We start from the raw sequence: 26,746 nt of genomic DNA, 5'->3' as shown, positions 1-26,746 counted from the left end.
TTACGGCGGCGGGTGGCAACCTACTTGGCGGTCCGCGGCGCGCGGAGGGCCGCGATGAACTCCGCGACGAAGGCGGCGGCGCGCGCCGAGTCCGTGGTGCAGTCGGGCCAGCCGTGTGCGGCCGGTGCGCTGAAGAGCGGGTCGCCGACGGGCTCTCCCGTGCTGTCGTGGCGGAAGACGACCCAGCCGCGGTGGGCCGCAGGCATGTGGCCCGTCGAACCGGTCCGGTCCGCGATGGACAGGTGGGCGCTGGACCATACCCTCTCCGCCGGCAGGTCGGGCGCCAGGGGGACGGCGTAGGCGTTGTCCCAGACGGCCGGAGTGATGCCGTGCGCGGCGAGCGCGCGCACCAGCTCGGCGCCCGCCGTGGGCCTCGGCTTGGCGAACCACTGGGCCACGGCCTGCGCACCACGGTCGATCGTGTCTGCGCCGGGCACCCCACGGGACTCGAAGACGGTGGCCACCTCGTGGAAGTCCACTCCGCCGTCAGGCTTCCAGGCCACGGCGCTGAACCCGTCCGGCCAGCCGTCAGAGGCCGTGAACACCTGCAGCAGCACATGCGGCTCCTTCAGAGCGCGGTCCTGCGGGACATGGACCGGGTGCGCGATCACCACCCCCTCCTCCGTGTCGTAGAAGCCGGCCACCTTCGCCCGCCGGAGCGCGTCAAGAAGCCGCTGCGCGGAGCCGGGAACGGGGTCGGGCGCGCGGCCGGGGAAGTAGCGGGCCGCGTAGTCGACGATCGCGGCTGCGCAGCGCCGCGAGTCCTCGCTGATGCTGTGCGCCGGATCGCCGGCGAACACGGTGTCGACGAACTCGTGATCCGCTTCGAAGAGAGAAGCCGACCACGGCTCATCGTGCTCGGCAACGGGCCGGTCGGCCCGCTCCCCGGAAGCGACGAGCACATGCGGGTGGTCCTGGACGTCGCCTTCGCAGACGGTGGGATTGAGGGGCACGGCGAGCGCGGTGATGCCGCCCTCCTCGTAGAGGTAGGCGGGGTAGCCGTGAGCACCGAGGGCGGCTGACATGACGTCGGCTTCCGTGAGGTGAGCCATCGAGCAGGGTTCCTTCCGAAAAGCGGTGGCAGGGAACGGAAGGGCGGGCACGGCCGCCCGCCGGGGGATCAGGGGGGATGGGAGACGAGATGCGGGAGGTAACGCGTGGGCGGAGTGCCGTCGCGGTAACGGAGGAGGATCAGCCCGTCATCGCCGACGTCGTGCCATACGCCTTCGTCATCGATGAGGGACACGACCCCGGGCCGCTCGCCGTCGTCGGCACGGACCATCACGTGCTGCCCCAGCGCACCCGGGAGGGATCGACTGGGAGTCCGGCCAGCCAGGGCAGCACGTTGTCCCGGTAGTGGTGGAGGTTTCCGAGGTCGCTCATGAGCCGCTTGCCAGCCGCGCATCGGGCGGCGGTGTTCCAGAAGCCGGGTACGCAGCGGCAGATCGAGCAGGCGGCGGTCTTCTCGCCGAGCGCGTCGACCAGCTCGGCGTGGCTGTCCGCGATCTGCTGCGCGGTGGGGCGCAGCGCAGGACCGAGGTGGACCAGGCCGTGCGGGTGGGCCGAGGTGGTCTGGCCGCCGGGGACCCGAAGGAAGATCATCCGGTTGCGGGTCGAGGCGTCCAACCAGGTGCCGAGGACGGCGTGGGGGCCCGGGCGGGATCGCAGGGACGGAACAGCCGAGCTCCCGCCGGGTACTGCAGCACGGACTCGACCTGACGGCGGGGCCGGCGCGGCGCGGGGGAGCCGGGCGGAGCGTCGGCCGCGGTCACCGCCGTCGGCTCGGGGGCCGGGACGCCTCGGTGAGGCGTCAACGGGTGTCCTCGTCGGAGGCGGAGAGGAAGACCGGCGGTGCGATGCGGACGCAGCCGGACAGGGCGCGACGGAAGGACCGGCCGTCCGGGCCTGCGAGGAGGGCCAACGGCACGCCGGTTACGAGGTCGTTGCCGGGGGCGGAATTGGTGACCTTGGCGCGGGCAGTGGGACCGGTGTTGTGCCGACTGCCGTCGGCGGGGAACTCGACGATGTCCCCGCCGCCGATGCTGGACTCACCCGGCGGCGGCGGAGTGACGGTGCCCATCAGCAGATGCCGCTCGTAGGCAGCGGCCGTGCACAGCTCGTACTCCCAGCCGCTGGGCAGGTCGTCGAGGACGACGTCCCAGTAGGTGCGCTCGACGACGATCTCCACCGGCATCAGGTCGAACGGGGAGCGGGCGCAGCTCAGGCAGTTGTAGATGTTCCCGCGGGCGGGGAGCCGCTGGGCCATGTCCCAGTCGGTGGGGCCGTGATCGCGCCGATGCAATTCGGCAAGGCGGGCCAGTTCGCCGCGTACGGCGTCTCCGGTCGGCAGCACGGCGGGACCCTGGCGGTGAAGCCGGTAGAAGCGGGAGCTGTCAGGGGTGGGCGGTGCCGGCGTGGGCACGCCCAGGCCGGGCAGCTCGTCCAGTCCGAGCGGACGGTGCGTGATGACCGTGTGCTCCTCGACGAGGCGCTCCACCACGTTCCACTTCTGCCGGGACGCCCAGTGACGGCGCAACGCGTAGGGGACGGCGATGCGCGCCCGGTCCTGGATGGTGCGGGCGTTGCGGTGCCTGGAGTGGATGATCCACGCGACGCTGTGCACGCGGGCCAGCGTGAACTCGTGGTCGGGTTCGACGACGAGGTGGCGACCCGGCCGCTGCTGCTGTTCGGTCGCCTCGAACGAGACGCCCACAGCCATACCGTCCGGGGACACTTGCCGGCGCAAGGACTCCACCGTCTCCAGATGAGTGCCGCTCAGGACGACGGCGCCGACGTACAGGTCCTTTGCTGCGATGTTGAGCATATGCTCCTTCAGTTCATAGGTGCGGCACCTGTGTGCGTCTCTTCCGCGGCCCGCAGGGACTCCGGTCTGGTGCACCGTCGAGCAGCGTCCGGTCAGCTCATGGGAGCCGTAGCCGTGCCCTCGATGGCCGCATCGAAGACCAAGTTCCGTGCTTCAAAGGGGTCGAGCAGACCCCGCAGTTCCTGGAGCATCCTGTGCATGTCCCATGGGCCGAAGGTCCGGCCGGGGAGGACGGAGAACTCTGCGGTGTAGCGGCCGCGTACGGCGCAAACGGTGACGGTCTGGACGGGCATACGTAAACCCCTCCTTCGAGGTGGCGAGGGCGGGTGGACGCAGGGCGCGCCCGTGGGCAGGGGGGCGGAACGACGGTGCGCTTGGCGCTGGACAGGGCGGCCGACCGCCAGAGCAGGAACGATCTGGAGGCGGTGTCCCCTCCGCCGGAAGGACCCGTCAAGGGTTTCGCGTAGATTCACGCCCCCCGATTTCTGGTTACTAATTTACCCTAGCACTCCGGCATAGTCAAATTTATTGCGCCACCTTCCATTGTGTGCGTCCCGGGGTGGCACGGCGCAAGTGGGGGGCAGAGCCGTCGGCGTGCCGGCCCGAAGTGGGATGCAGAGCGGGCAGGTTGCCGGCACTCGCGCCCAACGGGGCTCGTGCGACGACGAGGCGCTGCTCGCTCAGGCTCCTCGCCTCCGCCCCTCCGGCCGAAATCGGAGCAGCTGCTCGCGGCCGGTTCCGCTCTCGCGGTACTGTCCGCCTCCCGCACTCCACGAAGTCGGCCTCCGGAGGCTAGGCGCCGCTGCACGGCCGGGCCCGTGCAGTGCATGTCCGTGCAGCGCCGGGCGGAACGTCGTGCTGCTCGGGCAGCAGGACGTGTTGCGCCCACTCCCGCAGGCGCGACACGAAACGGTGCGGCGTGCGTCGGTCGGCGCTGCTGCCACGGCGGCCCGGGCAGGCTCGCTGCCCTCGCCGATTCACGGTGCTGCGGCTCTGATCTGCACGAACGGTCAGCTCTGCAGGGCAGCAGGCGTCTGAGCGTGGCGCAGCACGAGCGGATGTTGCGTACGGGCTCGGGAGGAACGGCACCAGTCTGCAGCAGCGGCGTCGGGGTGGTGGAGTGCAGCAGCCCGCGACGGCTGCCAGGACACGTTGATCAGGCACTCGCCCGGAGCCACGTGCCCGCTGTACGCGAGGTCGTACAGCAGCGTCTTCGCAGGCGGCGCGCAGCCCAGGGTGCCGGCCAGCCGCTTGCGGATCGCCTCGCACTGGGTGAAGGGGGGAGCCCCGGCCTGTGGCCGGGGCCGGGCGGGCTCAGGATGCCGCGCGGTTCAGGTGGATGGCGAAGGCGTGGGGCTCGCCGTGGTGGCGGTGGCCGTCGACGGTGACGGACACCCAGGCCGGACGGCAGCGCTCGGGGTCGCCGTAGTGGGCCAGCAGTGGCGCAGTGACGGTGGCGACGGCGGTGCGGCTCGGGCCGCCGCTCCAGGCGACCGTGATCTCGTAGCGCCGCCGCCCGCGCCCGCAGCGGACGGAGAACTTCACGCCGGGGAAGGTGCGGCGCAGGAGTTGGCGCAGGTAGACCGCGGTGGCCTTGGTCGTCAGGTACATCGCGGCGTGCATCCGCTCGTCCTCGGTGGGCTCCGGCACGACGGAGGTGTGGCGGACGTGGGTCACGCCGGTCGGGAGGCCGGCGACAGTCCGCAGTTCGTAGCGCGTCGCGGGGCGGCCGAGCAGGACATCTGCGGTGCAGATGGCGCAGGAGCAGGGCTGGACAGTCGCCGGGCCGTGCGCGTGGGACGCGGTGCCGATGTAACGGACCTTGGCGCCGGGCGTCAGGCGCAGGGCGAGGTAGGCGGAGGTGAGGCGGCGGCGGGCGGTGGCGGAGGTCATGGCGCACGTCCTTGGATCGTGGTGATCGTGGTGTCCGGTCCAGCGCTTGCATCGCCTTTCCAGTAATCACTAATGTACTCAAGGAGGGGGGTGTCGTCAAGCCTGAAAGGTCCCCGTTCCGGCGGCCGCACAGCAGGCCCTCCTCCCCGTACACGGGCCGGCCCTACTTGAACGCCGTTCCCCAGTCCTCGTCGTCCGGGTGCTGATGGGCGCTCTCACCGCCGTGGGCGCGGACGAGCTCGCGAAGGAGGGCGGCCAGGTCCTTGCCTGTACCAGGTGACGGCCCCGGCGCCCCGCGGGGGCCTGGCGGGGGTGTGCCAGGGGGCGGGCCAGCCTTCCGGCGCGGTGAGCGGCGCGACCAGTCCCACCTGGAGCGCCTCGTACGGGCCGGGGTAGTCGGCAGGTGCACTCGGGGCAGGTCCCACCGGGAAGGCCGAGGGGGCGGCCGGGGGGTGCACTGGCTGGAGTGGCTCGTGAGGATTTGGATCTGGAATCAGCCCGCCAGGCACACCGGCAGCATGCTGCGGAGCCGGTGCGGGATGGTCAGGGCTGACCGAGGGCCCTGCGCCGGCGCTCCTCGGCTTCAGTACAGGCCGCGGCCGCCCTGGCGCTGAACAGGCGCCGATACCGGTCCAGGTCGCAGTCCTTCAGTGCCTGGGCCATGGCCGCGCTGTACGCCTCCCAGGAGCGGCGCTCCGGCCCGGCCGCCGTCACTGGCCGACCTGCAGAACGACGGGGGTGGCGGAGTGCGTGCGCGGACTCATCTCCGGGGCGTACTCCGTGGCATACGACATGCTCCCGGGCTCGTCCACCCATGCCCGTACCCGGCGCGCACGCTGCTGCCACCCCGGCGAAGCCTTCACCCGGTCACCCCACCGGCTACGTCCCTCCGCGCACACCGTGCAGCGCAATCGACCGTCGATCTCCCATACCTCCGGGCTGGTCGTGAAGCAGACCGGGCAGCACCCCTCGGACCAGGCCGGGGGGTGGCACGGCTCGACCGCGAGAGCCGTGATGATCACGTGACCGCAGTGTCCGCACTCGATCCCGCGCAGCGCGTGGCGCTCGCAGCGCGGGCAGAACTTGCCGACGGGCTCCATCTGGTCCCGGCCTTCGGCGCCCAGAGCCGTGACGGTGGTGGTGCTGTGCGAGGTGATGGGCATGAAGGCTCCTCGGTGCAGTGGGCGGGTGTTCTGGTGGCTCGCTGTGCCAGGTCTCCGGTCGGCGCGTGCTGCGCTAGCGGAGCTGGCGTCGGGTAGTGACGCGGTAGCGGGTGAGGCGGATCCAGTCGCAGCCGCCGTGGACGTAGAGGTCGCAGGTGGCGGGGTTCTCGCCGGACCGGTCGACGTCAAGGTGGGTGCGACGAGCGAGGTCGCGCACGAGATCGAGGAAGTCGTCGGCGGCCAGGTCCCGGTCCGTGTAGACGCCCTTGACCGAGCCGCCCTCGTAGTCCTCGCCGGACTCGAGAATCCACACGCTCGGCTCCTGCTCGGTGGCAGTGCCCTGCGTGGTGGCGAGCTCTGTCATGGGCGTCACTCCCTATCGGGTCGGGATCACGGCGGCGAGGGGAACTCCAACCCCCCTTGATTCACTAATGTACCTCGTTCGCTAAATGGAATCAACTTTTAAGGGTCGCCTGTCTGGGTGAGGGGGATCGGCTCCCTACGAGGTCGTGTGCGGGCCGGGGCCTGCCACTCGATGACCGCAGCCCCCTCGACGGCCACAGGCCGCAGCCGCGAACGTGGTGTCCCCCTGTGCCAGCTGCGGCGAGGGGGTGGGCGGGGTGCGCACCTGCGCCCCGCCCTGGCGGTCACTTGCAGGGCCCCGCCATGTCGCCGCACTCCCAAACGGAGCTCTCCATCTCCCCCGGCCGGTGGCGCTCCAGGTCGTCGGCAGCAGGCTGCACGGCCGGGGTGGTGGCCCGGCGGTGGGCTACGTAGTGCAGAGCGAGAAGTACGGATACGGCGCCCAGCAGGGCAAACGTGCCCGCGGTGGGCGCAGGGGCGGCGGCGTGGCTGTGGTCCACGGCGAGAGCCGTCATGAACGCGAGTGCCGCGAGAAATGCCGCCAGATCGGCAGCGATCGCGAGCGCCGCCCACGCGGAACGCACGGTCAGCCGACGACGGTCCCGCGAGCGGTGGGCGCCCTCCGGGATGAGGGCGTGCGTCAGCAGGACCACACCGAGCTGGACGCTGCCGAGAAGGACCAGGAGCACCGCCGTGGCCGCGCCGCCGTAGACGACGGCGGTCAGCAGGCCGGGCAGCAGCATGACAAGGATGAGGCGGTGCAGGAGTGCGCACTGACGGTGAGGGCAGGAGCGGGTGGGCAGGTGGCCGAGGGCGGCGTTCATGGTGGGACCTCCTGGGCAGGGGGAGGCGGCAGCGGTGGGCCGGGGCCAGGCGCTCACGCCCGGCCCCGGCGGGCGGGGCTCAGTACCGCCGGGCGCGGCGGTGGGAACGACGGTGCGCGAAGTGGTGCACGGCGCACAGGCCCAGGAAGCCCGCCATCGTGACCACGCCGTCGGAGGAGAGCGACGCGCCGGAGCCCCCGCCCAGCTGGGCGCCAGCCAGGAGACCGGCCGCAATCAGCAGCACCAGGACGTCGCTGGTGAGCGCCACGGCCGCGCGGACCCGGCCGATGGAGCGCTTCGGGGCGCGCCGGGCGGCGCGCCGCGCACCGAACACCATGAGCAGGCCGAGGGCAGCGAGCGTGATGAGCGTGAAGGCCGTCACGTTGGGGCCGCCGCCGAACAGGGCGGGGACCATGCCCGCGATGAGGACCGTGCGGCCGGCCAGAGTGCACCAGCGGTGCGGGAAGGACTGGACGATGCCGGACTGGGCGGGGCAGCTCATCAGGAGTGACTCCTCGTCATGGGTGATCGTGGCATCCGGCCTAGGTGCTCGCTTCACCCGCTCCGGCATTCACTAATGTACTCTATGTGGGGGCAAGTGGCAATCTAGAAGGGTCATGAAGGGCGTGCGAGGGCCTGGGTCGACGGCGGCCGGCCCGGCGCCGCGCGTGCTGTCGCGCCAGTGCCGCTTCCATCGGGTGCGCCACGGGTACCGCTGCGACGGCCCCCCCAAAGGCGCGCCCCCCAGGCGGCGCGGTCTGGGGCGTCGCGAGGAACCAGCCGACCCTGAAGGGGGAGTTCAGCGCGAGCAGGGGGAGTGGAAGGGTGGCGTTGAAGATGCGTTCGTAGGGCGCGGCATGCCTTTCTGGCGGGCGTGGAGTCGGGGGGGGGGGGGGGGGGCGGGGGGGGGGGCGGGGGGGGGGGGGGGGGGGGGGGGGGGGGGGGGGGGGGGGGGGGGGGCGCGCCCCGCCCCCCCCCCCCCCCCCCCCCCCCCCTCCGGGGAGTCAGCAGGGGGCCTCGGCGTGGCAGGCGTGGCAGCAGCGCCCGCAGCTCGCCTCGCAGTTGATCTGGACCCGCTCGCCGCAGCCCTCGCACGGGATGTAGGCGTCGTCGGGAGCGAAGAAGCCGCCCGCGCCGGTTCCGTCGCAGGTGCACGAGTCGGGGGCGGACTGAAGGGTGACGGTGGTGAGCGGCATCTCGACTCCTCGTGGTGGCGTGGCCCGTGGCGACCGGCCGGGCGCTTGCATCGCCCTTTCGGTAATCACTAATGTACCTGAAAGGGTGGGAGGGGTCAATCTTTAGTTGGGTGGGAGTGATGAGGATGAGGGGCCGGACCAGGGGTGCGCCTCGGGGCCGGCGCCCGTCCGGAGCCGGTGGACGGGGCGGTCGGCGGGTGCGGGAGCCGGTCAGCGGCGGCGCAGCGCGATCGCGTCCACGAGCGGCGTTCCGTGCGTCGTGCGTCCGAACCGGGTCACCGTGACCGGCCGCGCCCGGCGCCGCTCCGGCGCGGTGTAGTCGGCGAGCAGCGGCGCGGCGACCGTTGCCACCTCGACCTCCGAGGGGTCGCCGCTCCAGCTCACGGTGAGCATCCGGCCGTGCTTGCGGCGGACTGAGAACCGGACGCCGGGGAAGGACCGTCGCAGCATCCGGCGCAGGTGGGTCGCGGTCTGCGGCAGTGTCAACGCAGGGGCGTAGGTCTGGAACAACTCGTCCGGCCGGAGCACCGGGACGACCGAGGTGTAGCGGACGTGGACGAGGGGCGCCTCGGTCCCGTCAGACGTGCGCAGTTCGTAGTGGGAGGCTGGGGCGCCGAGCAGTGTCGCGGACATGCAGAGCGGGCACGCGCAGGGCAGCGTGATCCAGATACGCCAGGTCTCGTCGTCCACGTGGCGGGTCCAGGTGCCGGAGGGCAGTCGCAGGGCCAGGTAGTCAGCCGTGTGCGGGTCCGGAGCCGGTGAAGTCGTCGCGGTCATGCTCGTGTCCTCTGATTCAGGCGGGGCGAGTACGTTTGCGGTCGGGCTGGTTCCGGCTACAGAGGGGGTGGGCGGCCGGGCGGTGTCAGATGACCCGCATCCCGAGCAAGCGGGGAGAGGCGTCCCGGATGCCGCACCACTCGTCGGCGCAGTCGGAGCACATCTGGTGGGGGCAGCCGCAGTCGTCCAGGTTGTAGACGTGCCATCCGGCGTCGTGTGCCGCTTCGGTGCCCTCGTCCGCGTCGTCGAGGAAGGCGGAGAGTTTGCCGCACTGCCCGCACTCGATCCGGTCGAAGTCGAGGACCTCGATGACGCCGGCGCCCAGGAGGCGGAACGTGGTCTCGATGAGCATGGCGGTCATGGCGCACTCCTCGCGGCGGTGGTTCGTGGCGGCTGGTGGGGGCGTGCTCACCCTCCATTAATCTCTAATGTACCCAAATTGGGGGTAAAGGTCAATGTAAAAGGGTTCTTTGCTGCGGGCGGCTCCCGTGCTGCGGCACGGAGGGCCAGGCTCGGCCTTGCCTGCCATTCCGGAGGCCCGGAGCGTTGCTACAGCCAGGGCCGGCCGTCGTCGGGGCGTACGCCGATCACTCCGGCACGGCCGAGGAGCGTGGCCTCCACCGCGTCGCTGGCGTAGTCCCATCCTTTCCGCCGCGCGGACAGCGACGTAGGTGTAGGAGTGGCCGAGGGCGCAGCTGTATCCCGAATCCGTATGACGCAATGGGCCGCCGCACTCGAAGGCGGTGGGACCGTCCTCCTCGTAGCCCTGGACGAGGCCGTGGCACTGCTCCTGGGGCCCGGCCTGGTCGTCCGGGAGGCTTTCGAGCGGCGGTGTGGCGGGCACGTGGTGCTCTTTGCGGAGGGGACGGGGTGGCGGGCGAGGCTGCTTGAGGGCGGGCTGATCCGGGCGAAGGGAACGCCGAGGCAGGTGCGCCGGAGACGATGTTGAGCGCTTGTCAGCCGCTATGGGCCCTGCCTGCCGCGACCGGGTCGGGCACGGCAAGAGGTGTGAGCCGAAGGGCCATTCCCTCGGCCCGCGTCTCGACGATGAGCACGCCGGTGGTGTGCACGGAGGCATCGCTGCCGATCCGCAGCACATCGTTGGTAAGTGTGCGGACCTCGCTGGCGGACGCCGTGTCCTTGAGCGCACCCCTCATGGTTCAGGAGCCACGCCCGGCGTGCGTCGTCTCGACGCCGTAGCGGGCCGCGAGTGCATAAGCGGGAGTCAGCCGCTTCCAGCCGCCGACCGGAGTGAACCGGAAGCTGACGTTGTCGGCGAAGAGCGTCAGGAGGCCGTTTTCCAGGAGGGTGGCCATGCTGTCCTTCTGGTGGAGCAGCGCAGCGCCGACCAGCTCGACGCTCGCGCCCGCGAGCGTGCCGTCGGGCATCGTGTAGCGATCCATCGGCCGCCAAGTACCGTCGGCGGTGTCCCTGCGCTCGAACGAGTAGCGCGCGGCGAGGTGCGGGATGGACAGGTGGCCGTGGGAGTCGGGCGAGATGAGCGAGGTCAGTGCGATCTCCAGGAGAAGGGTTGAGCGATGCAAATGACGTAATAAAATTGACCATGGATTGGTCAATGAGTACATTAGTAAACGAGGGGCGGTGCAAGCGCCCCGCACCGCCCGCCGCGATTGCACTGGAGACCTTTGTGAACGTCCAACTCCCGCTCCCGACAACGCTCGAAAACCTCGCGGAGGAGATGGCTCAGCATGGGTGGGAGGTCTCCCGGCAGCGCGACTAAGGCGCCGCGCGTGTAGAGGGAAGCCAGCGTGGAGGGCGGCCGTCATGGCCGCCGCGCGCTACACGCTCGAAAAGGGCTGGCTTGCTCGCTTCTACGTGATCGGCTCGGTCGACGACGGCTGGACCGCATGGTTGCGCGTCCGGCGGGCAGGACTGATCCACTTCATCGCCACGAACACCCTTCCTCTCGAAGTGCCTGGCTGGCCGGTCCGAGACTCCAAGTGCCGGTGCGGCAAGCGGGCAGAGCCGACCCAGTGGCGCGCTCTGCACCTGCTGGCGGGTATCCAGCTCGACCGCCTCCGCGACGAGGGCGCAGAGCAGGAGAAGCGGGCGTACCCCTGCCGCCACGACACCCGGCGCTGGCACCTCACCTCCCAGGCCGAGCGGACTTCCGGGCCCTGGCGCGGAGCAGCGGCCGCCCTCTGAGCGGCCCGTCCCGCCGACACCAGCTAACCCACCGCACCGAGGAGCTCCCGAGCATGTCGAGCCGGATTCCCCTGAACACCAACGGCCACGATCTCCTGCCCAAGCGCACCGACGCAGTACACGTCTTTGCGGAGCCCGGCGAAGAGCCGTTCGTGGCGGGCGCCCACTGGACTTGCGCCACCTGCGACGAACGGCCCACGTACGTCCTTCGTGACGGCACCGTTCACGTCCAGGACCCGTGCAAGTACCCGATGGGCATCACCACGGAGATCACCCTTGACGTACCGTCCGGGAAGCTGATCGTCACAGACGACCTGCGCGACGTCTACGAGGTCGACTTCGACGCCGGCGCCTCCTACAACACCGCTCTCGGTCAGGCTCAGGTCGTCGAAGCGATGGCGGCCCTCGGCTGCGCTTACGGACCGGTGGGCAACAGCTGCCCCGGCCTGTACCGCGAGGGGGAGAACAGCTACATCATCGCTTCCCCGATCCTTGACGACGATGACCTGCCCTCCCTGCCGGAGGATAACCGGCTGGCGAGCATCTGCACCGACCTCTGGGCGTACTCGATCGCCGACTTCGAGGACTGGCGGGCCAAGGGCGGCGCCCCCGGGCAGAAGAGGCTCGGCCACTACGCTGTCGTAGACGTCCCGCCGGGCACCTACAAATTCACCCTCCACGTCGGCGAACGCGGATTCGACAAGTACGCCGACGCCACCGTGATCTTCGCGCACATCGAGCGCATCGCCCCGGTCCACACGGCCTGAGACATCGGTGGGCGCCCCGCTGATGCCACGTCCACGCCACCAGCCTGACCACCGCACGCGTCACCGCCCGCGAGCTGGTCCCGGCGCGCGCCCCGTCTTCGCCCACGTCGAGCGCATCGACTGACCCACCCGAGCGTCCCTCCGCAAGGCAACGCCCCCGCATGGATGCTGCCCACCCTCTGTCCCCCGTCAAGGAGCCGCCATGACTCTCCCCGCCGACGACTTCCCATCGCTCCCGCACATCCCCGACCCACTCACCCTGATTGTCGACGACCCGGCCTTCACGTTCCCCTCGGCCTGCGCGGGCGGGGGAGGACTGGCTGGGCTGCGCGTATGGCGGACGGCCGACGACGGTCATCTGGCGATCGTCACCGAGAAAGGCCTCGGCGTGAGCATCACCAACGCGGCCGAGGAGATCGCCGCCGCGCTCACCGCCCGCTTCCGAGGTCCTCTGGTCATCCTGGAGCATTGGCTCCCCGGCGATGGCGCCGACCACGACCGCCTCGACCAGGTCCTCGTACCGCCTGGCCGCGCCCCGCGGTGGCGTCCGGTGTGGCCCGTCCCGCCGGCCAACCACGACCACCCCGCGCACCGGGAGTGGATGCGCACCTGCGGGCACGCACTGCTCACCGCCCCCACCATCTGAACCCAGCCGCGCCCCCGCCCAGACCACGGCTGCCACCTGCTGCGCCAGACCGGTCCGTTCCTGCGCCGCGAAGCAGCCGCTGCCGCGCACCACAGTGTCGCCTGGGGGGGCGTCGTGGCCCTCCCCAGCCGCCACCAGCCCCACGCTCGCCCGGCATAGCGCCGGCCTCGCCCGCTGTGTGCTGCTGCCATGCTGGGTGGTTCCGTGGTGTCCCCGCTACGGGCGGGCCAGGTCCTCGCGGTCGGTACCGGGGGCCGGGCCCTGCGGCTGGCCGCCACCATGCGGTCACAGGGCTCAGCGGCACGTCGGCAGCGCCATCCCTGTCGCGCGGGCACGCTTCGCCCGGCAGGCAAGGAGGGCCAATAGCCGACCGGAGCTCCCGGTGCGTCGACCCTGCTGCGCGCCGGTGTCGGCTTGCGGGTTCGCACCACTCGGTGAGTCCGCGCCTCTCGAACGTGCGCACCTCAGCCCGATGACGCTTAAGGGTTGATGCATGACCGTGCATGCGTTAATATAAAAGAGTCAGCGGGGGTGATCGACCCCGCAGGACGCCGGACAGTCAGGAGCGGCCGCTCAGGACTGTATGGCAGATCCGCAGCTACAGGAGCTGGCCCTTGAGGCATCGAGGGGAGGGGTTCAACTCCCCTCGGATCGCGATGTGCTGGTGTGCCCCCCTCCAGAGGCGAGGTCCCCGTTGAGAGGGCGCGCACCGGCACAGCAGAACGAACCTGCCTGGTTGATCCCCGGTGCGGGTTGAAGGAGGGAGGACGCTCCCTCTGGGACGGTAGCTCAATTGGCAGAGCAACCCTGCGGGGTTGGATGCGGGTTCAAGTCCCGTCCGTTCACGACGTGCCAGCGGGAAGGTGATGCTTCCCCCCCCAGCGGATCCGGTCCGCTGACACGCGTCGCCCAAGGTTCCTGGGGAGGTGCCGACGGCGGCCTCGCCCCGGCCGGGGAAGGTGATGGGCAAGCCCTCGCGGGCCCTACCTGATCCGGTCCCCGGCCGACGGCGGGAAACACACACGCCCCTGTGGAGTAGTCCGGCCTATCTCGCCCCCCTCTCAAGGGGGAGACCGCGGGTTCGAATCCCGCCAGGGGTACCACGCACCGGTGCGGCCTTGGGAAAGGGCGCTCCCGGCGCGGCAAGCGGACCCGTCCGGCCTGATATCACCGGCGCGGGTCGAAGGAGGGGTAGCTCCCCTCTGGAGCTCTGGTGTTGGTAGCACACCCCCGGGTGGGGGAGGAGCGGGATCACGCCCCGCAAGCTCACGGCGTCGTGCGGCCCATCCCTGGTCCCACCCGGGTAGGACCGTGCGGCCCTGGGAACGGCATTGGACGGCTCGCTTCGCCGTCCGGGCCCGGAACCCTCTGACAGGCCGCCAAGGCCCGGAATCCCCCGCCCTTCCGGCGGTGCGCCCGGTGCCGGCCTGCCATGGACCCGGGCCCGGAGCGACGCACGGTGCCTGCCGCATTGCTCCCCACCCCGGTTCGTCCGGAGCGGGCAGCAGCCGCCGTTTCCCCGCTGACGCGCCGCCCCGCGGTGCCCAGAGGCGGTGGTCCCCCGAAGGGGCGCGATCGCCCGACCCCGGCCTGCCGGGACAGGACATGCGACCCGCGCGGCTCCCCACACCGCGCACCGACTCGCTTCCCGTCCCGGCAGGCTGCACCCGCGGAAGGACGCACGACCCGCCCGGTCCGACGAACCGCGCGCCGACTGCCTTCCACCCGCTGTGTACCCCCTCCCGCTTCCCGTGCTGGCCACGGGGACCTGTTCCACCGCCCCAAGGCGGCCTGCCACGGTGCTGACGGATAGGAGTCATGACGCATGGGTGCCTACGACTTCATCACCCCCGGCTCGGGTCAGGACGTCGAGAACGCGTTCTTCGGCGCCAAGAAGGAAGCCGCCTGGGAGTTCGGACACGGGGGATACACCGGGACGATCGCCGAGAAGCGCGACTTCGTGCTGGTCGCGGACACCCCCATGGCAGCCCTTGCCACACCCTGACCCTGTCCCCGCGCGACCTCCACGACCTGCTGAGCGTCCTGCTGGACATCGCCATCGACTTCGGCGACGGCACTCTCTCGGCCGGAGCCTGTGGTTTCACAGAAGCCGACATCCACGAGGCCATCGACCTCCACCAGCACCACTACGGCCCGCTCCTGGACTGTTGACCCCTGGCGCCCGGCTGGGGGTGGGCCTGGAGTCTGCAGGTGCGGGTCTATGTGGTGTCCCCCTGCTGTTTCGCACGTTTGCGGATGCGCCGTGACAGTGCTTGTCCTGCGCCGCCTTGCAGCCCGGTGCTGCGGATGGCCGTCAGCGCCGTCCGGCCGTCGGTTCCGGCGTCGCGGAACTGCGGCGCACCGCTGCGATGAGGCTGCCGAGCCGAGGAGCACGGGATGATGGGCAGGTGAATGCCCTCTTCCTGCTGGCTGCTGGAGTCGCGGCCGGAATGCGCTGCGGTGCTGGTGACCTGTTCAGCGGGCTTTTCGATGGGCCGAGCGTCAGGAGCACAGGTCTGCTGCGTGGTGGCTGGCTCAGCCGGCCCTGGCTGGGGCCATCCTCGTCGCCTGGAGCGCACACCCGAGACGGAGCCTTGCCAACGCCCGGTCGTGGGATGCGGCTGACCAGCATCTACCTCCCCCGCAGTTCGACCCGGACTGGGCGTCCAAGCGCCGGCCCGGACGGTCATTGTGAGGCCGTGACACACCTTCCGATGACAGCGCGGCGACCGCCGGGGCCGCACCGCGCGGCTGCTTCTCCGCCATCTCGGCCCTTCCCCGCATCGCCGTCGCCCGCCCGCCGACCCCGCGTGCCGGACCCGGCCACGTTGTCCCCCGCCCGCCGCCCGCTACCGACCCATCACCGCGCTGCTCAGGCCTACCGCGTCCCCGCCGGGTCCTGGCGGCGCGCTGCCCGCCCGCGCATGCAGCACATGGCCGGGCAGTACAGCTTCGCCACCCCGTGCTGCAGCGAGCCCGTCCCCTCTTGCAGCTGCCGCTGCTGCATGCTGCACACCAGCAGCCGCAGGCCGCCGCTGCACAGTCCCCGGGCACAGGCTGCTGCACGAGGGGCGGGCAGCATCCGGTGCTGCTACACCCTGGCCAGCGGCCGCATCGCTGCACTCCGCTACTCGTCGTTCTCCGCCCGCCTGCCCCGGCGTGAATGTGCCGAGCCGGGCCTGCCCCGAGGCCTCCCGGCGCGATCACCGACCCAGGTCTGCCACCAGGCCACGTGCCGTCGTCCGCCGCCCGGGTCAGGACCGGGCGGCTCCTGCTCGCCCGGCCCAGCTCGTGTCACGCCCAGCGTCACGCCGCCTGTCACGGCCGCTTGTCACGCTCCCTGAAAACTTGCCCTGACCTGCGCAGTTCCCTGCACGGCGGTGCTTCGCTGAGGAGAGCGTGACAGCGGTCCCGCCGCATGCCCACGGGGCCGAGCTGAGCGGGGCTGTCCTGTGACAGTGATCGTTGACCGATTGCCACCGAAGGCTGATGGATGGCCGTTTGTGTCATCGAAGGATGACTGCGCAGGTCAGCACGTCGAGGAACGCCTCGGCACCTGGGCAGCCCGTCAACGGCCCGCACCGGATCCAATGGCAGTCCGTCACTCCTCAGTGGCACGCGGTCACCGTTCGTTGGCACGGGACACTGCCGACCGAGCGAGACCGCAGACGGGCCTCCGATGGCGGGCGCCACAGGTCCCGGCCTCCCAGTGCCCGGCAGGGCAGACCTTCGCCGGCACCCGCCGGAAGCCGACGAGACGGCCGTCTGACAGACCGCCCGTCCGATCCCGGCCGGCCGCACGGGTCGTTGCCCGCCTCCGAGATGCAGCGCCAGCGACGCATCGTCGCCCGCACGCGGCACAGGGCCGGTGCAGCGCGCGGGCGGCAGCGTACCTGGCTGCACCCGCGCTGCTTCCCACCGCTGCTTCACCCGGCGCCTCTGCTACACGCCGAAGTACGAAGTGCTGCTGCTTCCCACCGCCTGCAGCACGACACCGAGGCATGCTGCACCGCTGGCACTGCCGCATCTGCTGCCCGAGCTGCTGGCCCGTCGCTGCAAGCCATGCTGCGTACGCGCGGCCGCGTAATCCGACAGTGCCCCGCTCGCTCGCGGGTGTGGACTGAGCGTCCCGCCGCCTTCATCGACTTCGACAGCGCCGCCGCTCCCGCAGCCCCTCGAGGTCTCGGCTTCGCCGTCCGGCGTTAGGGGGTGCACACAGGTGGACGACGCCGGTGAGCGGGTCGTCCGAGCAGGAGCACGCCCACACCTCGAGCAACTGCTTCGACACAGCTCTGGACTGACAAGACGGCACTCCGCCCACCGCCTCCCACCCGCGCATATGGACCGCAGGAGCCGACCAGAGCAACCGAGGACGTCACGCTCGGTGTCACGCCGGGTGTCACGCTCCCCAGAATCAGGCTCTGACCTGGGGAAACCAGCGTTTCTCGGCCATTCGGGTGTCGGGCGTGACAGCGTGACACCACGTCGAGAAGTTCAGCCTGCCGTCCGTGTCCCGTCTCCGGCGATCTGCTCCCCGTCTCGGACGATCTGGTCCTGCCGAGCCATGCTGGTTGAGATGCCCTGGTCAGCGGCAGAGCGCACGCGGCGCATTCGCGGTTCCGGGACCAGATCCTCTGAGATTCACGGGCTGATTCCGTCTCAACTGAACTGGTCGTCGCAGGGCGCGGCCGCGGCCACGGCGTGATCGTTTGAGACGGGACAGTCCGTCCCGCCGCCCGCGGGCCATCCTGCCGTCCGCACCGGGCCGTTGGCGCCCGCGCCCGCCTGCCGTCCGTCCCGCGTCTCCAGCGGCGCGCCGCGCCGCGGGCCGGTGCCGCGTCGCCCCGCCGTCGCCGCCAGGGCTCGTGCCGCCCGGTGCCGTGCTGCTGCACCCGCTGGTGCTGCTGGTGGTGCCGGTGCTTGTCGCCGTGGCGCCGCCGTTCCGCTGTGGTCTGGCCGTCGTGGTGCTGCTCGCCGCCCCACGGCCCGGTCCCGCTGCTCGCTCGCGCTCGTTGCCGTCTGGACCCGCGCTCGTCGTCGCGCTGCCCGGGCCTCCGAGTCCGGGGTTCCGGACTCGCCCGCGCCGCGGGCCGCGCTGTGCGGGTCCTGCGTCGTCCAGCGTGGTCCTCGGCCCGGCCGTGCGGGTCCGCCTCGCCTCGTCCCGGGCCGCGTCCCCGCCCTGGGCCGTGTGTCCGGCGGCGCCCTGCTCTGCCGCGTGCCGGGCCCGGCGGTTGCCGGCCTCCGAGTCCAGCGTGCCATCCCGTGTCTCGCCCGGCCGTACCCCGCCGTGCTCCGACGTCCGCTGTACCGTACTGTGCCGGCCGCGTCGGCTGCTGCTGGTCCGGAGGAGTGCTGCTGCCCGCGCCCGCCGCGGCCCCCGGCCCCTGAGCACGTCGCCGGCCCCCGGCCCCTCGGCCTGCCGCCTGGCCGCTGCCCTCGCCGCCCGGCTGCTTGGCCGCGTCTAGTGGTCCGCTGTTCCGGGCCCTCCGCTGCTCGCCGTCCGACCGGCCCTCGTCCCCCTTTCCACGAAACGGGGCCCTTCGCCTGCTCGGAAGGCCGAAACCTGCCGCCCGCCCACCAGCCGGGGCCACCATGTCCGGGTACGCCCCGCCGACAAGGAGAACGACGCCGTGATCCGTGCCCATCACCGGCTCAAGGGCGGTGCTGCCCAGCTCGGTGCCACCGGTCCCGGTCTGCCCGGCCCGTTCGGGATCTGGCCTGCCGACGGCGGCCGCGACGAGGAGGACCAAGAGGACGAGCAATGCGCCGGTGACCCGAGCGCCGACGTTGCGTTGTCCCGGTCGACCGCCGGGTGAGTAGTGCGCTGAGCGACGTCGTGGCGGGGCCCGGCGCACGGCACGCGCCTCACGGCCGGACCGGCGCGTCCGTACGGCGGCCGCGCGAGCGCCGGCGCTCGCGCAGGGCCGTCAGCAGGCCGCGCTTGTGCGCACGCTCGACCCGGGTCTCCCGCTTCTCGGCCGTGCGGGACTGGTAGCCGGTCCGCTCGCTGATCCCCAGCGGGGAGATGCCCGCCTCCAGTGCACGAGCCGCCGTCCTGCCGCGCACGGGCGGTCAGCCGGAGCCCTGCCTGGTTGTGCGCGGTGCGCTGCTGGCCGATCTCATCGAGCTCGCGCAGCGCCTGGTCGTCTCCGCGTACGTCTTCATGCCGCCGATCGTGCCCGCCGGGACAGGCCTGCACGGGGAGGGTTCCCGGAGCATGGCGCAGAGCGCGCGCCGCCGCCGTTCACCCATGCTGATCCCTGTCGGTCCCGGCCTCCGCGGCCCGCGCCGCGTCCCCGCCGCCGCTCGTCGCTGTGCTGTGTCGTCCCGCGCCGGCTGCTGCCCTATTGCCGCGCCCGTGCTGGCCCTGGCCGCCCGCCGGCCCCGGCTGGCCGCCGTTGCCCCGCCCGGCCCGCGTCTTGTCGTTCGCTGCTGCTGGCCGTGCTGTGCCGCCGGCCGCGCGCCTCGACCGTGCTGTCCGGCCCCCCGTACGTCGCTGCCCGGTGATGCTGCGTGCCGTCCGGTCCGGCCGCGGCTGTTGTCCTGGGCGGGGCTGCTGCTCGCAGTCGCGCCCACTGCTCCCGTCCTGCTGTCCCGTCCCGGCCCGAGAGCACCTGTGCCGCCTTGCACGCCCTCGCTGCATGGTCCGGTCTGGTCGTCGTGGTGCTGCTGGCTGCGGGGCCCGTGCCGTTGGTGCCGCGTCCTGTGGTCATGTCCGCCCGGCTGGCGCCGCCCCGGGCACTGGTCCCGAGGCCGCTCGCAGACTGTGTCCCGCCGTCGCGGCGGGCGTATCGACAAACCACTTGACCCTTTAAAGTTGACGCATTGTGCACAGTGGAGTACATTAAAGGGTATGGGTGGTGTGGACGCACCCTTGCCCCGCCTTGCGAGCCAACCGGCCAGAGCAAGGAGCAGAGCGGCCCACCGGCGCCCAGCCAGCAACGACCACTCCCGACACATGGAGTCACCCCATGCCCAGCCTCACCGACCTCGCTGTGACCGCTGAGCAGATGCGCGCGGACCTCGCCGACTTCCTCGGCAAGAAGGCCGGTGGCGCGTCCGCTGCCCTGGACCTCCTCCGGGCTATGCACCTGAGTCGGACCGGCTGGGACTTCGCCGCTGACCAGCAGTCCGTCAAATTCCACCTCGAGCGTCTCACCGACATGTCCAGGAATCTTGACCATGCCCAGGTGTGGGTCGCATCTCCCGGGCTCACCGCAGCCGTAGCCGACCACGAGCTGGTGACCAGTTCCGACGGCTACCTTCTGGAAAGCACCGACGAGGCTCCCGCCCCGGTTGGTGTTGTGCTCTTCGCCGATCCGATCACCGGCGCCTCCGACCTCCCGATTTACGGCCTGGCCTGGGAGTCCGAAGGGACCGGGGAGAGCCTCCACCTGGCCGTCACCGCACTGACCAGGGCCTCCGACCTTTACGACACCCTCCCGCCGCGCTTCCTCCCCAGGCGCCGTGACCGCAGCGTTTACACCCCCAACGCCATGGTCCTGGCCGTGTCCCAGGTCAGCACGTCGATCCAGAGCTACGGGCACCACCCTCACTGGGGGGCCGCCCCGGCATCCGTCCTCGTCGGACTCCTCCTGGCGTTCTGGGACCTGCGTCCCGCCTTCGAGCACGACGAGCAGACGGTCACGCAGAAGACCGGCAAGGGCCGCAAGCTGCGCGTGAAGTTCCGTCCGGTCCGCGTGATCCGCGAGACCGCGACCCGGCACACCGGCACCCCGGTCCCCGCCGAACACGAGCACCGGTGGGCCGAGCAGACCCTGCGCTGGAAGGTCCAGGAGCAGTGGAGCTGGCGCTGCCCCAACCCCCACAACCACAAGGCCATCATCGAAGCGGGCGGCTCCTGCCCGAAGGTCAGGGTCCGGGTCAAGGAGCATGTCAACGGCCCCAAGGGACGCCAGCTCGACCCTCGCCGTGCCGCCCGGATCACCACCATCAGCACTAAGGAGAGCGAGACCAGCTGACACCGCACACTTGGCGTGGCCTGCCGTGCCGGGCACCGCCGCGCAGATCGTCGAATACCTACACGACAGGGGGTATGCCCCCGCAGGCAGCGAGAGGGCGCGCGGCAGCGCGGATGGAGCCATACCCGCCAAGGCGGGGCAGAAGGGACCGGCCCCAGGTGACCCGAGCGGGACCCGCCCGTGCTGCGTCGCCCGGTCCGCTGCTGCTGCCCCCGCTGTGCCGTTCCGCCGCTCGGCGGCCGGGCCACCCCTGCCGCTGGCCGCCGTCCCGCCGGGGCCGTGAGTATGTCGGCACCGGCGGGTCCGTCCGCCCTGCTCGGGTCTCCGGCCGTGGTCCGTTCGGTGCTCGTTCGGCGCCCGGAAGATCTGCTGCTCACCGCTGCGCCGCCCACCCGGTCCGGCGCCGTCCCGCCCCCGGTCATCCCGCACGACGCCGCGCTCGGCCGCCCGGGCCCGCTACCGTCTCGCTCTGGTTTGCTCCGCCCGAGCCTGCCTCCATCCCGCCCGGCGCCTCGGCACCGCCGCGCCCCGGCTGCCGGGCCGCTCTCACTGCTTGCGGTTCCGCCGGTCCCTCCGTATCAGCATCGGTGGCCTCCTCGAGGTTGCCGTGCAGGACTGGCCGGCGCTGCCGGTCACCGTGCCGCGTCCCCACAGCGGCGCCGAGGAGCGTCCCACGCCAGCGCCGGGCAGAGCCTGAACCGCCCCGGCGGGTGCGACTGCTCCTCGTGCTTCCCCGGCTGCGGGCCGGGGTGCCCGCGTCTCGCCCGCGCCCCGGCAGTACGCGACGGTGAGCCGCTACGGTGAGCGGCGCGCCAGGTAGCACGTCCGGCCGACAGGAGAGCAACGATGACCACCCCCGCGGTGACCGCCCGTTCAGTACCCGATCTCACGAACCTGGGGATCGAGTTTCACCACCGCCACCGCCTGGCCGACCCCGGACAGGGTCTTCAGGAGTGGCACATCCGCGTCCTGGACGACGAGCGTGAGGTGGGCAGCCTGCGTGCGGCCCGCTGCCTGTACTACAGCGCCGGCAATCTGGCTGAGCGGATGACCGACCACGGCGGGCTCTGTGCCCTCGCCGCCGGCCGACTCCTGACTCCGGACGGCGGCCTCACGCACGAGCTGGAGGAGGCCGTCGAACAGCCCGGCAACTTCCTGGTCCTCGACCGGCTGGACATCCAGGCCCCCTTCGACGAGCAGACCGTCGTCACCGCCGTCGTCGCCGAGGCCATCGACCGGCTGACCGACAACTACTACGCCGTCGTCCTGCCGCGCACGGGGCCGGACGCCGACACGGGCACGCGCCTGCTCGCCCGGGCCGCCACCGAGCTTGCCGCCGAGGACTTCGACGACGAGCTCCAGCTCATCGACACCTGCCTCGCCAAGCCAGAAGAAGCCGCGGCCCGTGCCCGTGCCCGTCTCGTCTCCCGTGTCCGACACCCGCACCTCGACGAGGAGGACGAAGAGGGATGGCCGGAAGAGGACGACGAGGGCGTACTGACCGCCCGCACGGCCGCCGTGCTGCGCCTCGCGGGCGAGGAACTGTCCGCTCTGGCCTGGCAGGAGGTGACCGCGCTCGGTGACGAGCCCCTGCCTCGTGGAGTTGGCGGGGTGTTCGGCCTGCTCCCGGCGATCACGCTGCGCTGCGGCGAGCAGTGGCGCAGGCAGATGGCCCGGGCCTTCGATGACCTGGCCGGCGACCTTCAGGCGGCGGACGAGACCTGGACGGGGCCTCGGTGTACGGGCGAGGAGATGGCTCTCCACCTGATGATCGACCGGGCCCGGTCGATCACGGCCGACCGCCCGAACGCCGTGCGTGCTCTCGTCGCCGACCTGCCCCAGAACAGCGCCGACTACGACTGGCAGGGCTGCTCGGACTACCTCTTCGAGGACCACGACGTGTTGATGCTCTTCGACGCCCAGCTTGACGGCATGGAGGCCCCGGACAGCGACATTCATCAGGCCATGGGCATGGTGAGCCTCGCAGCCGACGAGTGGTTCGAGCCCTTCAGCGCGGACAACGCCCGAGACCCTGACCGCGGGTTCCGCCTTTGACGATCTGCCCGCCCGTCACCCCGGCCACCGCCCGCCAGCCCCGGTAGCGCCGGCCGTGCGCCGCCCCGCGCACGGCCGCGCACCCTGGCGACAAGAACGCGCTCCTGCTGACCACCCGCCTCCTCACCCACCCTGCCCGCACGTTGTTCCATGCCGCGCAGGCCATGACCGAGCACCCGGACAAAGAGCCCATCGGTGGCCTTGTGCTGGGCGCTGTTCGAGACCGGCGTCTTCGACGTCCTCCAGGACTGACTCTGCCTCGCCCGCGTAGCGACCCGCCTTGAGGGTAGGGCTTGCGGCGCAAGGGTCTCCTCAAACAGCACACCCCCGCAGTCGGCCAGGCTCGGAGAGAGGTCGGCCGTTTGTCCCCGCCCCTGGAGGTTCGGGAGGAGGCGACGGTAGCCGTGACCGTCCTCTACAGTCCGCGCCCATGACGACACACTCCTTCTCTACCCGCTCCGCACCGCCGCTCGACCTGGAGCGTGTCCGGACCGAAGCTATCCGTGCCCGCGCTGCCTTCGAAACCGGCCCGCTCCCTGAACAGCTCCCGCACTTTCCACGCGGGGCGTGCCGGCGCTCCTCGCTCGCTCTCGCCGCTCACCTGCGCCACAGGGGCCTGGGGGAGTGGGAGTTGTGTACGGGCGTCCGTCAAGAGGACTCCTACACCTTGACCCATGCCTGGCTCGAGCGCGGCGGCGTCCTGCTCGACATCACCGCCGACCAGTTCCACACCTACGGTCTGCCACTGCGGGCGGGCCCTGTTCTCCTGGGGACCGACCGTAGCTGGCATGCCCAGTTTGGATGCCCCAACCGGCATCCGGCTGTCCCGTTCGAGGGCGACCTTCCCACCCTCGCCGTCACCGCCTGGTTGACCGACGCGCTGTACGCCGGAGAGTGAATGGCCCCGAGGCTCCGGCCCGGTCCTTGGAGCCGTTCCGTTGCTGGCCGTTGTCTGGTCCCCGTTTGGTCCTGGTCCGGTGGCTGCCGGGGGCTGGTCACCTGGCGGCGTGCGGTGAGCCCGCCCGCCGTCGGGCTGCCGGCGCTTGTCTGTTCGCCGGCCTCGGCCGGGGAGGTCTGGTGTCAGACCTGTGCGGCAGAAGGGTGACGGTCCGTACTCTGGCGGCACCGTACCGTCACAGCGTAAGGGACAGCTCGTGGGACGCCAGAAGCAGAACAAGCCCCGCCGCCCGGCGGGCGGCTCCTTCCTCGTCCGGGACGCCCTCGACGTGGACATCCCCGGTCTCTGCGCCGTGATGCCCGAGGCCTTCGGGTTCATGGGCGGCGCCCCGTGGGCGGGTCCCGGCTACATCGCGCAGGGGCTGGAGTCCTGTGCCGCGGGCCTGTCCGGGCGCCAGCGGATCAAGGTGGCGCTGGAGGACTCGCTCGTGGCCGGCGGCTCCTACAGCGGGCTGGCCCTCGCCGACGACGGGCAGACGGCGCACACCCAGCTCGGCGTCATCCACGGCATCGCGGTCCGGCCCGACCGCCGCCGCCGCGGGGCCGCGTCCGCGCTGCTCACCGCCTGCGAGGACTACCTGGGCGACGAAGGCGCGCGCGTCATGCTCGCCGAGGTACGGCCCCGCTCGGTGGGGTTCTTCGCCGCCCGCGGCTACGGGACCGCGCCCGGCCCGGCACTCCGCATCCCCACGGCCGCGGGGACGTACGTGCACCGGCAGACCACCCCCACCACGACCTTGATGTGGAAGAGCCGCTCGGCGGCGGTGAGGCTGGACGGCACGGTCATGGTGGGCCTGCTCGACACCTGACTCCGCCGCTACGCTGCTCCAGGCGCCGCGGCTGTCCCTGGGCCCCGGCCACCTCGACGTAAAAAAGTTGACAGAGGCTGGGGGTGTGAGTACTGTGGTGCGTGTAACCCCTGGGGTGCTGTCACTGCTCTGCTTGTTCTGCACACAGTCCGGGGGAGTGCTATCCGCCCGCGTACGGGGTGGAGGCGAGGGTCAGGCGTCCGGATCGCCTGGCCCTTTCGTTTTTGCAGGGCTGACGCTTCGCCCATCCCTCGCCGCCCGCCTCCACCGCCCCGGCCGCTGGCCGCTGGTCCGGCTCGCCGTCCCGCCGGACAGGGGCAGGCGGCACAGCGCCTGGGGCGACGAGCACGGACGGCCAGCGCCGGCCCGGCGGACGGCGGGCCGGGCCCCTTTCCGGGCGTCCGGGTCGCTCGCGTCGTTGCCCGGCCGTCGTACCGTCGCTCGGGCCGGGCAGCCGGTTCGTTCCGCTCGGCTGCCGAGGTCGCCGTCCCCGCCCTCCGGCCCGGCCCTGCCTCTGCCCTCACCTCCGGCGCCCCGCCGTCGTCCCGCCTCCTCCACGCTTGGCCGTCCTCGCCCCGGCCCATGCCCGCCGCCGGGCCCGTGCCGTGACGGTCGGGGGGCGAGGGGTGCATGTACCGGTGTGGGCAGGCTCTGCTGGGCGGACGTGGTGGAGCGGGCCGCCGTCATCGTGACCGGCTACGACGCGGTCGGCGGCTGCACCTTGCGCCAGGTCTACTACCGGCTGGTGGCCGAGGCCGCCCTCCCGCACACCGCGCCGGCCTACCGCCGCTTGTCCGCGCGCCTCGCGCAGGCCCGCCGCCTGGAGGGGTTTCCCGATCTGATCGACCCGCTGCGTGAGGTCCACGTCCCGCCGGCCTGGCCGGACGCCGGCGCCTTCCTGCGTCAGGCGCCCGCCTGGTTCTGCCTGGACCACACCGCCGGCCAGGCCGCGGCCGTGTACGTGGCCTGCGAGAAGGACACCCTGCGCGCCCAGCTCACCGGCTGGCTGGAGAAGACCGGGATCCCCGTTCTGGTCGTGCGGGGGTTCGGCAGCCAGAGCTACGTCCAGGTCGTCCGTGAGCGCACTGCCCGCGACCCGCGCCCGGCCGTGCTGCTCTACGTCGGGGACTTCGACGCCTCCGGCGCCGACATCGAACGCGACTGGGTGGCGCGTACCGCCTGCTGGGCCTCGGTGGAACGCGTGCTGCTCACCCACGACCAGGTCCGCGGGCACGAGCTGCCGCCGGCCGGGGGGAAGCCGGGCGATCCCCGCTGGCCGGCGTTCGCCCGCCGCTACGGGCTCGATGCGAACCGTCCCGTGCAGTGGGAGGTCGAAGCACTCGATCCGGCCGAGCTCCGGCGCCTGGTCGCCGCCGCCGTCGCCCTGTACATCGACAGCACGGTCCTTGCCGCCCGCCTGGCCGAGGAGACGCGACAGCGCGCACGGCTCCGCGCGGTCCTCGACGAAGCAGGGCGCCGGCTGGCGGGGGAGGACCCGGCGGACGGCGCCGACATGTGATCACCCCACCTGCCCGCCCGCTCGCGTTCACCGGCCCGCCGGGGCGCGAGGGCTCCATCGTCCGTCGACCGCGGCGCCCTCGCCCTGCTGCTCACCGGCCGGCACGCCCATATCGCTGCTGGTGGTGGAGTTGTTCGGCGTTGTTCGGCCGTATCCGTCGTTCCGCGCTTCCCGGCCCGGTTGCGGCTCGTCGAGGGCCAGTTGTCCGACGTTGTGCGATGCCGTCCTCGCTTCCGTTCTGACGACGCCCCCGTGGGGGTCGTGCCCCGGCCGTGCCGACTGCGCTTGGCCGCCGCCGGTCAGTGGGAGCCGGGCATGGGCGCGGACGCCGGCCCCGGCGGGCCCCGGCTCTGCCGGGCCCGAGCAACTACGCGGCGCACCGCGCACCGCACCGTGGTGTCCCCCCTCTGGCCTGCATCATCCGGCGCAACTTCTCCAGACGGAGACGGACGGCGACCGCCTCGTCATGGGCCCGTGCGGCTCGGCAAGGCTGCCGGCACCGGGCTGTCGCACCCGAGTTCTGACTGGGCGCCCGGACGCGCGGACCGGTGTGGCCGGGCAGCGGCAACAGCCCACGCCCGTCGGCGCCGCGGGAGGAGCAGGTGCGCGAGGACGAGATCCGGCACCCGGCCCTGGACGGCGTGCGCTGGCCGGTGATCGGCGTGCGGGTGCGCCGCGAGGACTCCGGCCCGCGGGCGGCGTCCTGGCGGCCGGCGCCGCGCGCGGTGCTCCAGGAGGTCCTGCTGCCGAGCACGTGGCCGGAGTTGGAGCGCCTCGCCGAGATCCCCACCGGCCGCAGCCGGGC

At 72.0% G+C, this 26,746-nt stretch carries 25 protein-coding genes, 2 tRNA genes and 1 pseudogene; 13 read left to right on the top strand and 15 right to left on the bottom strand.

The window, feature by feature from the left end:
* Positions 1-20 precede the first annotated feature (20 nt).
* The 14 genes from ACFYOJ_RS31800 to ACFYOJ_RS31735 all read right to left on the bottom strand — a co-directional run bounded on the left by ACFYOJ_RS31800 (position 21) and on the right by ACFYOJ_RS31735 (position 10,584).
* A complete protein-coding gene (locus ACFYOJ_RS31800) occupies positions 21-1,052 on the bottom strand; it encodes a hypothetical protein (protein ID WP_356558771.1) in 1,032 nt (343 codons plus the stop codon).
* 229 nt (positions 1,053-1,281) lie between these two features.
* Positions 1,282-1,602 carry a hypothetical protein gene (locus ACFYOJ_RS31795; RefSeq protein WP_356558769.1) on the bottom strand — a complete coding sequence of 107 codons (321 nt, stop codon included), beginning with the start codon at positions 1,600-1,602 and terminating at the stop codon, positions 1,282-1,284.
* Between the two features lie 208 nt (positions 1,603-1,810).
* Positions 1,811-2,824 (bottom strand): hypothetical protein, encoded by a 1,014-nt coding sequence (locus tag ACFYOJ_RS31790; RefSeq protein WP_356558767.1) that lies wholly within the window; start codon positions 2,822-2,824, stop codon positions 1,811-1,813.
* A gap of 92 nt (positions 2,825-2,916) precedes the next feature.
* Entirely contained in the window at positions 2,917-3,117 is a 201-nt protein-coding gene (locus ACFYOJ_RS31785) for a hypothetical protein (protein ID WP_356558765.1), read from the bottom strand.
* A gap of 1,021 nt (positions 3,118-4,138) precedes the next feature.
* Positions 4,139-4,717: an LPD29 domain-containing protein gene (locus ACFYOJ_RS31780; RefSeq protein WP_356559388.1), complete on the bottom strand. Its 579-nt coding sequence runs from the start codon at positions 4,715-4,717 to the stop codon at positions 4,139-4,141.
* Between the two features lie 710 nt (positions 4,718-5,427).
* Complete coding sequence (locus ACFYOJ_RS31775) at positions 5,428-5,880, bottom strand: hypothetical protein (protein ID WP_356559390.1); 453 nt, start codon at positions 5,878-5,880, stop codon at positions 5,428-5,430.
* Between the two features lie 73 nt (positions 5,881-5,953).
* Positions 5,954-6,244 (bottom strand): hypothetical protein, encoded by a 291-nt coding sequence (locus ACFYOJ_RS31770; protein WP_356559392.1) that lies wholly within the window; start codon positions 6,242-6,244, stop codon positions 5,954-5,956.
* A gap of 283 nt (positions 6,245-6,527) precedes the next feature.
* On the bottom strand, positions 6,528-7,067 hold the full coding sequence (locus tag ACFYOJ_RS31765; RefSeq protein WP_356559394.1) for a hypothetical protein: 540 nt from the start codon (positions 7,065-7,067) through the stop codon (positions 6,528-6,530).
* A gap of 79 nt (positions 7,068-7,146) precedes the next feature.
* Positions 7,147-7,569 carry a hypothetical protein gene (locus ACFYOJ_RS31760; protein WP_356559396.1) on the bottom strand — a complete coding sequence of 141 codons (423 nt, stop codon included), beginning with the start codon at positions 7,567-7,569 and terminating at the stop codon, positions 7,147-7,149.
* Positions 7,570-8,071: 502 nt separating this feature from the next.
* Entirely contained in the window at positions 8,072-8,263 is a 192-nt protein-coding gene (locus ACFYOJ_RS31755) for a hypothetical protein (RefSeq protein WP_356559151.1), read from the bottom strand.
* A gap of 210 nt (positions 8,264-8,473) precedes the next feature.
* Positions 8,474-9,040, bottom strand: a complete 567-nt coding sequence (locus ACFYOJ_RS31750) for an LPD29 domain-containing protein (protein ID WP_356559149.1) — start codon at positions 9,038-9,040, stop codon at positions 8,474-8,476.
* 85 nt (positions 9,041-9,125) lie between these two features.
* Positions 9,126-9,401: a hypothetical protein gene (locus ACFYOJ_RS31745; protein ID WP_356559147.1), complete on the bottom strand. Its 276-nt coding sequence runs from the start codon at positions 9,399-9,401 to the stop codon at positions 9,126-9,128.
* A gap of 595 nt (positions 9,402-9,996) precedes the next feature.
* Positions 9,997-10,197, bottom strand: a complete 201-nt coding sequence (locus tag ACFYOJ_RS31740; RefSeq protein ID WP_356559145.1) for a hypothetical protein — start codon at positions 10,195-10,197, stop codon at positions 9,997-9,999.
* 3 nt (positions 10,198-10,200) lie between these two features.
* Positions 10,201-10,584: a hypothetical protein gene (locus ACFYOJ_RS31735; protein WP_388598375.1), complete on the bottom strand. Its 384-nt coding sequence runs from the start codon at positions 10,582-10,584 to the stop codon at positions 10,201-10,203.
* A 241-nt stretch (positions 10,585-10,825) separates the two neighbouring features.
* Between ACFYOJ_RS31735 and ACFYOJ_RS31730 the strand changes: the two genes are divergently transcribed.
* The 7 genes from ACFYOJ_RS31730 to ACFYOJ_RS31700 all read left to right on the top strand — a co-directional run bounded on the left by ACFYOJ_RS31730 (position 10,826) and on the right by ACFYOJ_RS31700 (position 18,435).
* Positions 10,826-11,206 carry a hypothetical protein gene (locus ACFYOJ_RS31730; RefSeq protein WP_356559141.1) on the top strand — a complete coding sequence of 127 codons (381 nt, stop codon included), beginning with the start codon at positions 10,826-10,828 and terminating at the stop codon, positions 11,204-11,206.
* A gap of 53 nt (positions 11,207-11,259) precedes the next feature.
* Complete coding sequence (locus ACFYOJ_RS31725; RefSeq protein ID WP_356559139.1) at positions 11,260-11,973, top strand: hypothetical protein; 714 nt, start codon at positions 11,260-11,262, stop codon at positions 11,971-11,973.
* A 202-nt stretch (positions 11,974-12,175) separates the two neighbouring features.
* Complete coding sequence (locus ACFYOJ_RS31720) at positions 12,176-12,619, top strand: hypothetical protein (protein WP_356559137.1); 444 nt, start codon at positions 12,176-12,178, stop codon at positions 12,617-12,619.
* A 778-nt stretch (positions 12,620-13,397) separates the two neighbouring features.
* Positions 13,398-13,466: transfer RNA gene (locus ACFYOJ_RS31715), tRNA-OTHER, on the top strand.
* A 177-nt stretch (positions 13,467-13,643) separates the two neighbouring features.
* A tRNA-Glu gene (locus tag ACFYOJ_RS31710) sits at positions 13,644-13,722 on the top strand.
* A 722-nt stretch (positions 13,723-14,444) separates the two neighbouring features.
* Positions 14,445-14,624 carry a hypothetical protein gene (locus tag ACFYOJ_RS31705; RefSeq protein WP_356559135.1) on the top strand — a complete coding sequence of 60 codons (180 nt, stop codon included), beginning with the start codon at positions 14,445-14,447 and terminating at the stop codon, positions 14,622-14,624.
* 3,625 nt (positions 14,625-18,249) lie between these two features.
* Entirely contained in the window at positions 18,250-18,435 is a 186-nt protein-coding gene (locus tag ACFYOJ_RS31700; protein WP_388598372.1) for a hypothetical protein, read from the top strand.
* Positions 18,436-18,484: 49 nt separating this feature from the next.
* Here ACFYOJ_RS31700 and ACFYOJ_RS31695 read toward each other — a convergent pair whose 3' ends face one another.
* Positions 18,485-18,685, bottom strand: coding sequence for a hypothetical protein (locus ACFYOJ_RS31695; RefSeq protein ID WP_388598370.1), 201 nt, complete (start codon positions 18,683-18,685; stop codon positions 18,485-18,487).
* Between the two features lie 905 nt (positions 18,686-19,590).
* Between ACFYOJ_RS31695 and ACFYOJ_RS31690 the strand changes: the two genes are divergently transcribed.
* From ACFYOJ_RS31690 to ACFYOJ_RS31665, 6 genes and pseudogenes are all read left to right on the top strand, one after another.
* Positions 19,591-20,601 carry a hypothetical protein gene (locus ACFYOJ_RS31690; RefSeq protein ID WP_356559508.1) on the top strand — a complete coding sequence of 337 codons (1,011 nt, stop codon included), beginning with the start codon at positions 19,591-19,593 and terminating at the stop codon, positions 20,599-20,601.
* Between the two features lie 846 nt (positions 20,602-21,447).
* Positions 21,448-22,656 (top strand): hypothetical protein, encoded by a 1,209-nt coding sequence (locus ACFYOJ_RS31685; protein WP_356559432.1) that lies wholly within the window; start codon positions 21,448-21,450, stop codon positions 22,654-22,656.
* 430 nt (positions 22,657-23,086) lie between these two features.
* Positions 23,087-23,554 (top strand): lasso peptide biosynthesis protein, encoded by a 468-nt coding sequence (locus ACFYOJ_RS31680; protein WP_356559434.1) that lies wholly within the window; start codon positions 23,087-23,089, stop codon positions 23,552-23,554.
* 256 nt (positions 23,555-23,810) lie between these two features.
* Positions 23,811-24,422 carry a GNAT family N-acetyltransferase gene (locus tag ACFYOJ_RS31675; protein ID WP_388598366.1) on the top strand — a complete coding sequence of 204 codons (612 nt, stop codon included), beginning with the start codon at positions 23,811-23,813 and terminating at the stop codon, positions 24,420-24,422.
* A gap of 640 nt (positions 24,423-25,062) precedes the next feature.
* Positions 25,063-25,941: a hypothetical protein gene (locus ACFYOJ_RS31670; RefSeq protein ID WP_356559490.1), complete on the top strand. Its 879-nt coding sequence runs from the start codon at positions 25,063-25,065 to the stop codon at positions 25,939-25,941.
* 602 nt (positions 25,942-26,543) lie between these two features.
* Positions 26,544-26,746, top strand: a pseudogene (locus ACFYOJ_RS31665) (hypothetical protein); the annotation flags it as partial.

Origin of the sequence: Streptomyces sp. NPDC006384 (assembly GCF_042870695.1) — a bacterium.
GTDB lineage: Bacteria > Actinomycetota > Actinomycetes > Streptomycetales > Streptomycetaceae > Streptomyces.
This window is presented reverse-complemented; position numbering and strand designations above follow the sequence as displayed.

Coding starts and splice junctions, on each gene's coding strand:
- ACFYOJ_RS31765 (WP_356559394.1), bottom strand. CDS start 7,067: ATGAACGCCGCCCTCGGCCACCTGCCCACCCGCTCCTGCCCTCACCGT.
- ACFYOJ_RS31800 (WP_356558771.1), bottom strand. CDS start 1,052: ATGGCTCACCTCACGGAAGCCGACGTCATGTCAGCCGCCCTCGGTGCT.
- ACFYOJ_RS31750 (WP_356559149.1), bottom strand. CDS start 9,040: ATGACCGCGACGACTTCACCGGCTCCGGACCCGCACACGGCTGACTAC.
- ACFYOJ_RS31775 (WP_356559390.1), bottom strand. CDS start 5,880: ATGCCCATCACCTCGCACAGCACCACCACCGTCACGGCTCTGGGCGCC.
- ACFYOJ_RS31685 (WP_356559432.1), top strand. CDS start 21,448: ATGACCACCCCCGCGGTGACCGCCCGTTCAGTACCCGATCTCACGAAC.
- ACFYOJ_RS31745 (WP_356559147.1), bottom strand. CDS start 9,401: ATGACCGCCATGCTCATCGAGACCACGTTCCGCCTCCTGGGCGCCGGC.
- ACFYOJ_RS31720 (WP_356559137.1), top strand. CDS start 12,176: ATGACTCTCCCCGCCGACGACTTCCCATCGCTCCCGCACATCCCCGAC.
- ACFYOJ_RS31705 (WP_356559135.1), top strand. CDS start 14,445: ATGGGTGCCTACGACTTCATCACCCCCGGCTCGGGTCAGGACGTCGAG.
- ACFYOJ_RS31690 (WP_356559508.1), top strand. CDS start 19,591: ATGCCCAGCCTCACCGACCTCGCTGTGACCGCTGAGCAGATGCGCGCG.
- ACFYOJ_RS31785 (WP_356558765.1), bottom strand. CDS start 3,117: ATGCCCGTCCAGACCGTCACCGTTTGCGCCGTACGCGGCCGCTACACC.
- ACFYOJ_RS31760 (WP_356559396.1), bottom strand. CDS start 7,569: ATGAGCTGCCCCGCCCAGTCCGGCATCGTCCAGTCCTTCCCGCACCGC.
- ACFYOJ_RS31755 (WP_356559151.1), bottom strand. CDS start 8,263: ATGCCGCTCACCACCGTCACCCTTCAGTCCGCCCCCGACTCGTGCACC.
- ACFYOJ_RS31725 (WP_356559139.1), top strand. CDS start 11,260: ATGTCGAGCCGGATTCCCCTGAACACCAACGGCCACGATCTCCTGCCC.
- ACFYOJ_RS31680 (WP_356559434.1), top strand. CDS start 23,087: ATGACGACACACTCCTTCTCTACCCGCTCCGCACCGCCGCTCGACCTG.
- ACFYOJ_RS31770 (WP_356559392.1), bottom strand. CDS start 6,244: ATGACAGAGCTCGCCACCACGCAGGGCACTGCCACCGAGCAGGAGCCG.
- ACFYOJ_RS31795 (WP_356558769.1), bottom strand. CDS start 1,602: ATGATCTTCCTTCGGGTCCCCGGCGGCCAGACCACCTCGGCCCACCCG.
- ACFYOJ_RS31730 (WP_356559141.1), top strand. CDS start 10,826: ATGGCCGCCGCGCGCTACACGCTCGAAAAGGGCTGGCTTGCTCGCTTC.
- ACFYOJ_RS31780 (WP_356559388.1), bottom strand. CDS start 4,717: ATGACCTCCGCCACCGCCCGCCGCCGCCTCACCTCCGCCTACCTCGCC.
- ACFYOJ_RS31790 (WP_356558767.1), bottom strand. CDS start 2,824: ATGCTCAACATCGCAGCAAAGGACCTGTACGTCGGCGCCGTCGTCCTG.
- ACFYOJ_RS31740 (WP_356559145.1), bottom strand. CDS start 10,197: ATGAGGGGTGCGCTCAAGGACACGGCGTCCGCCAGCGAGGTCCGCACA.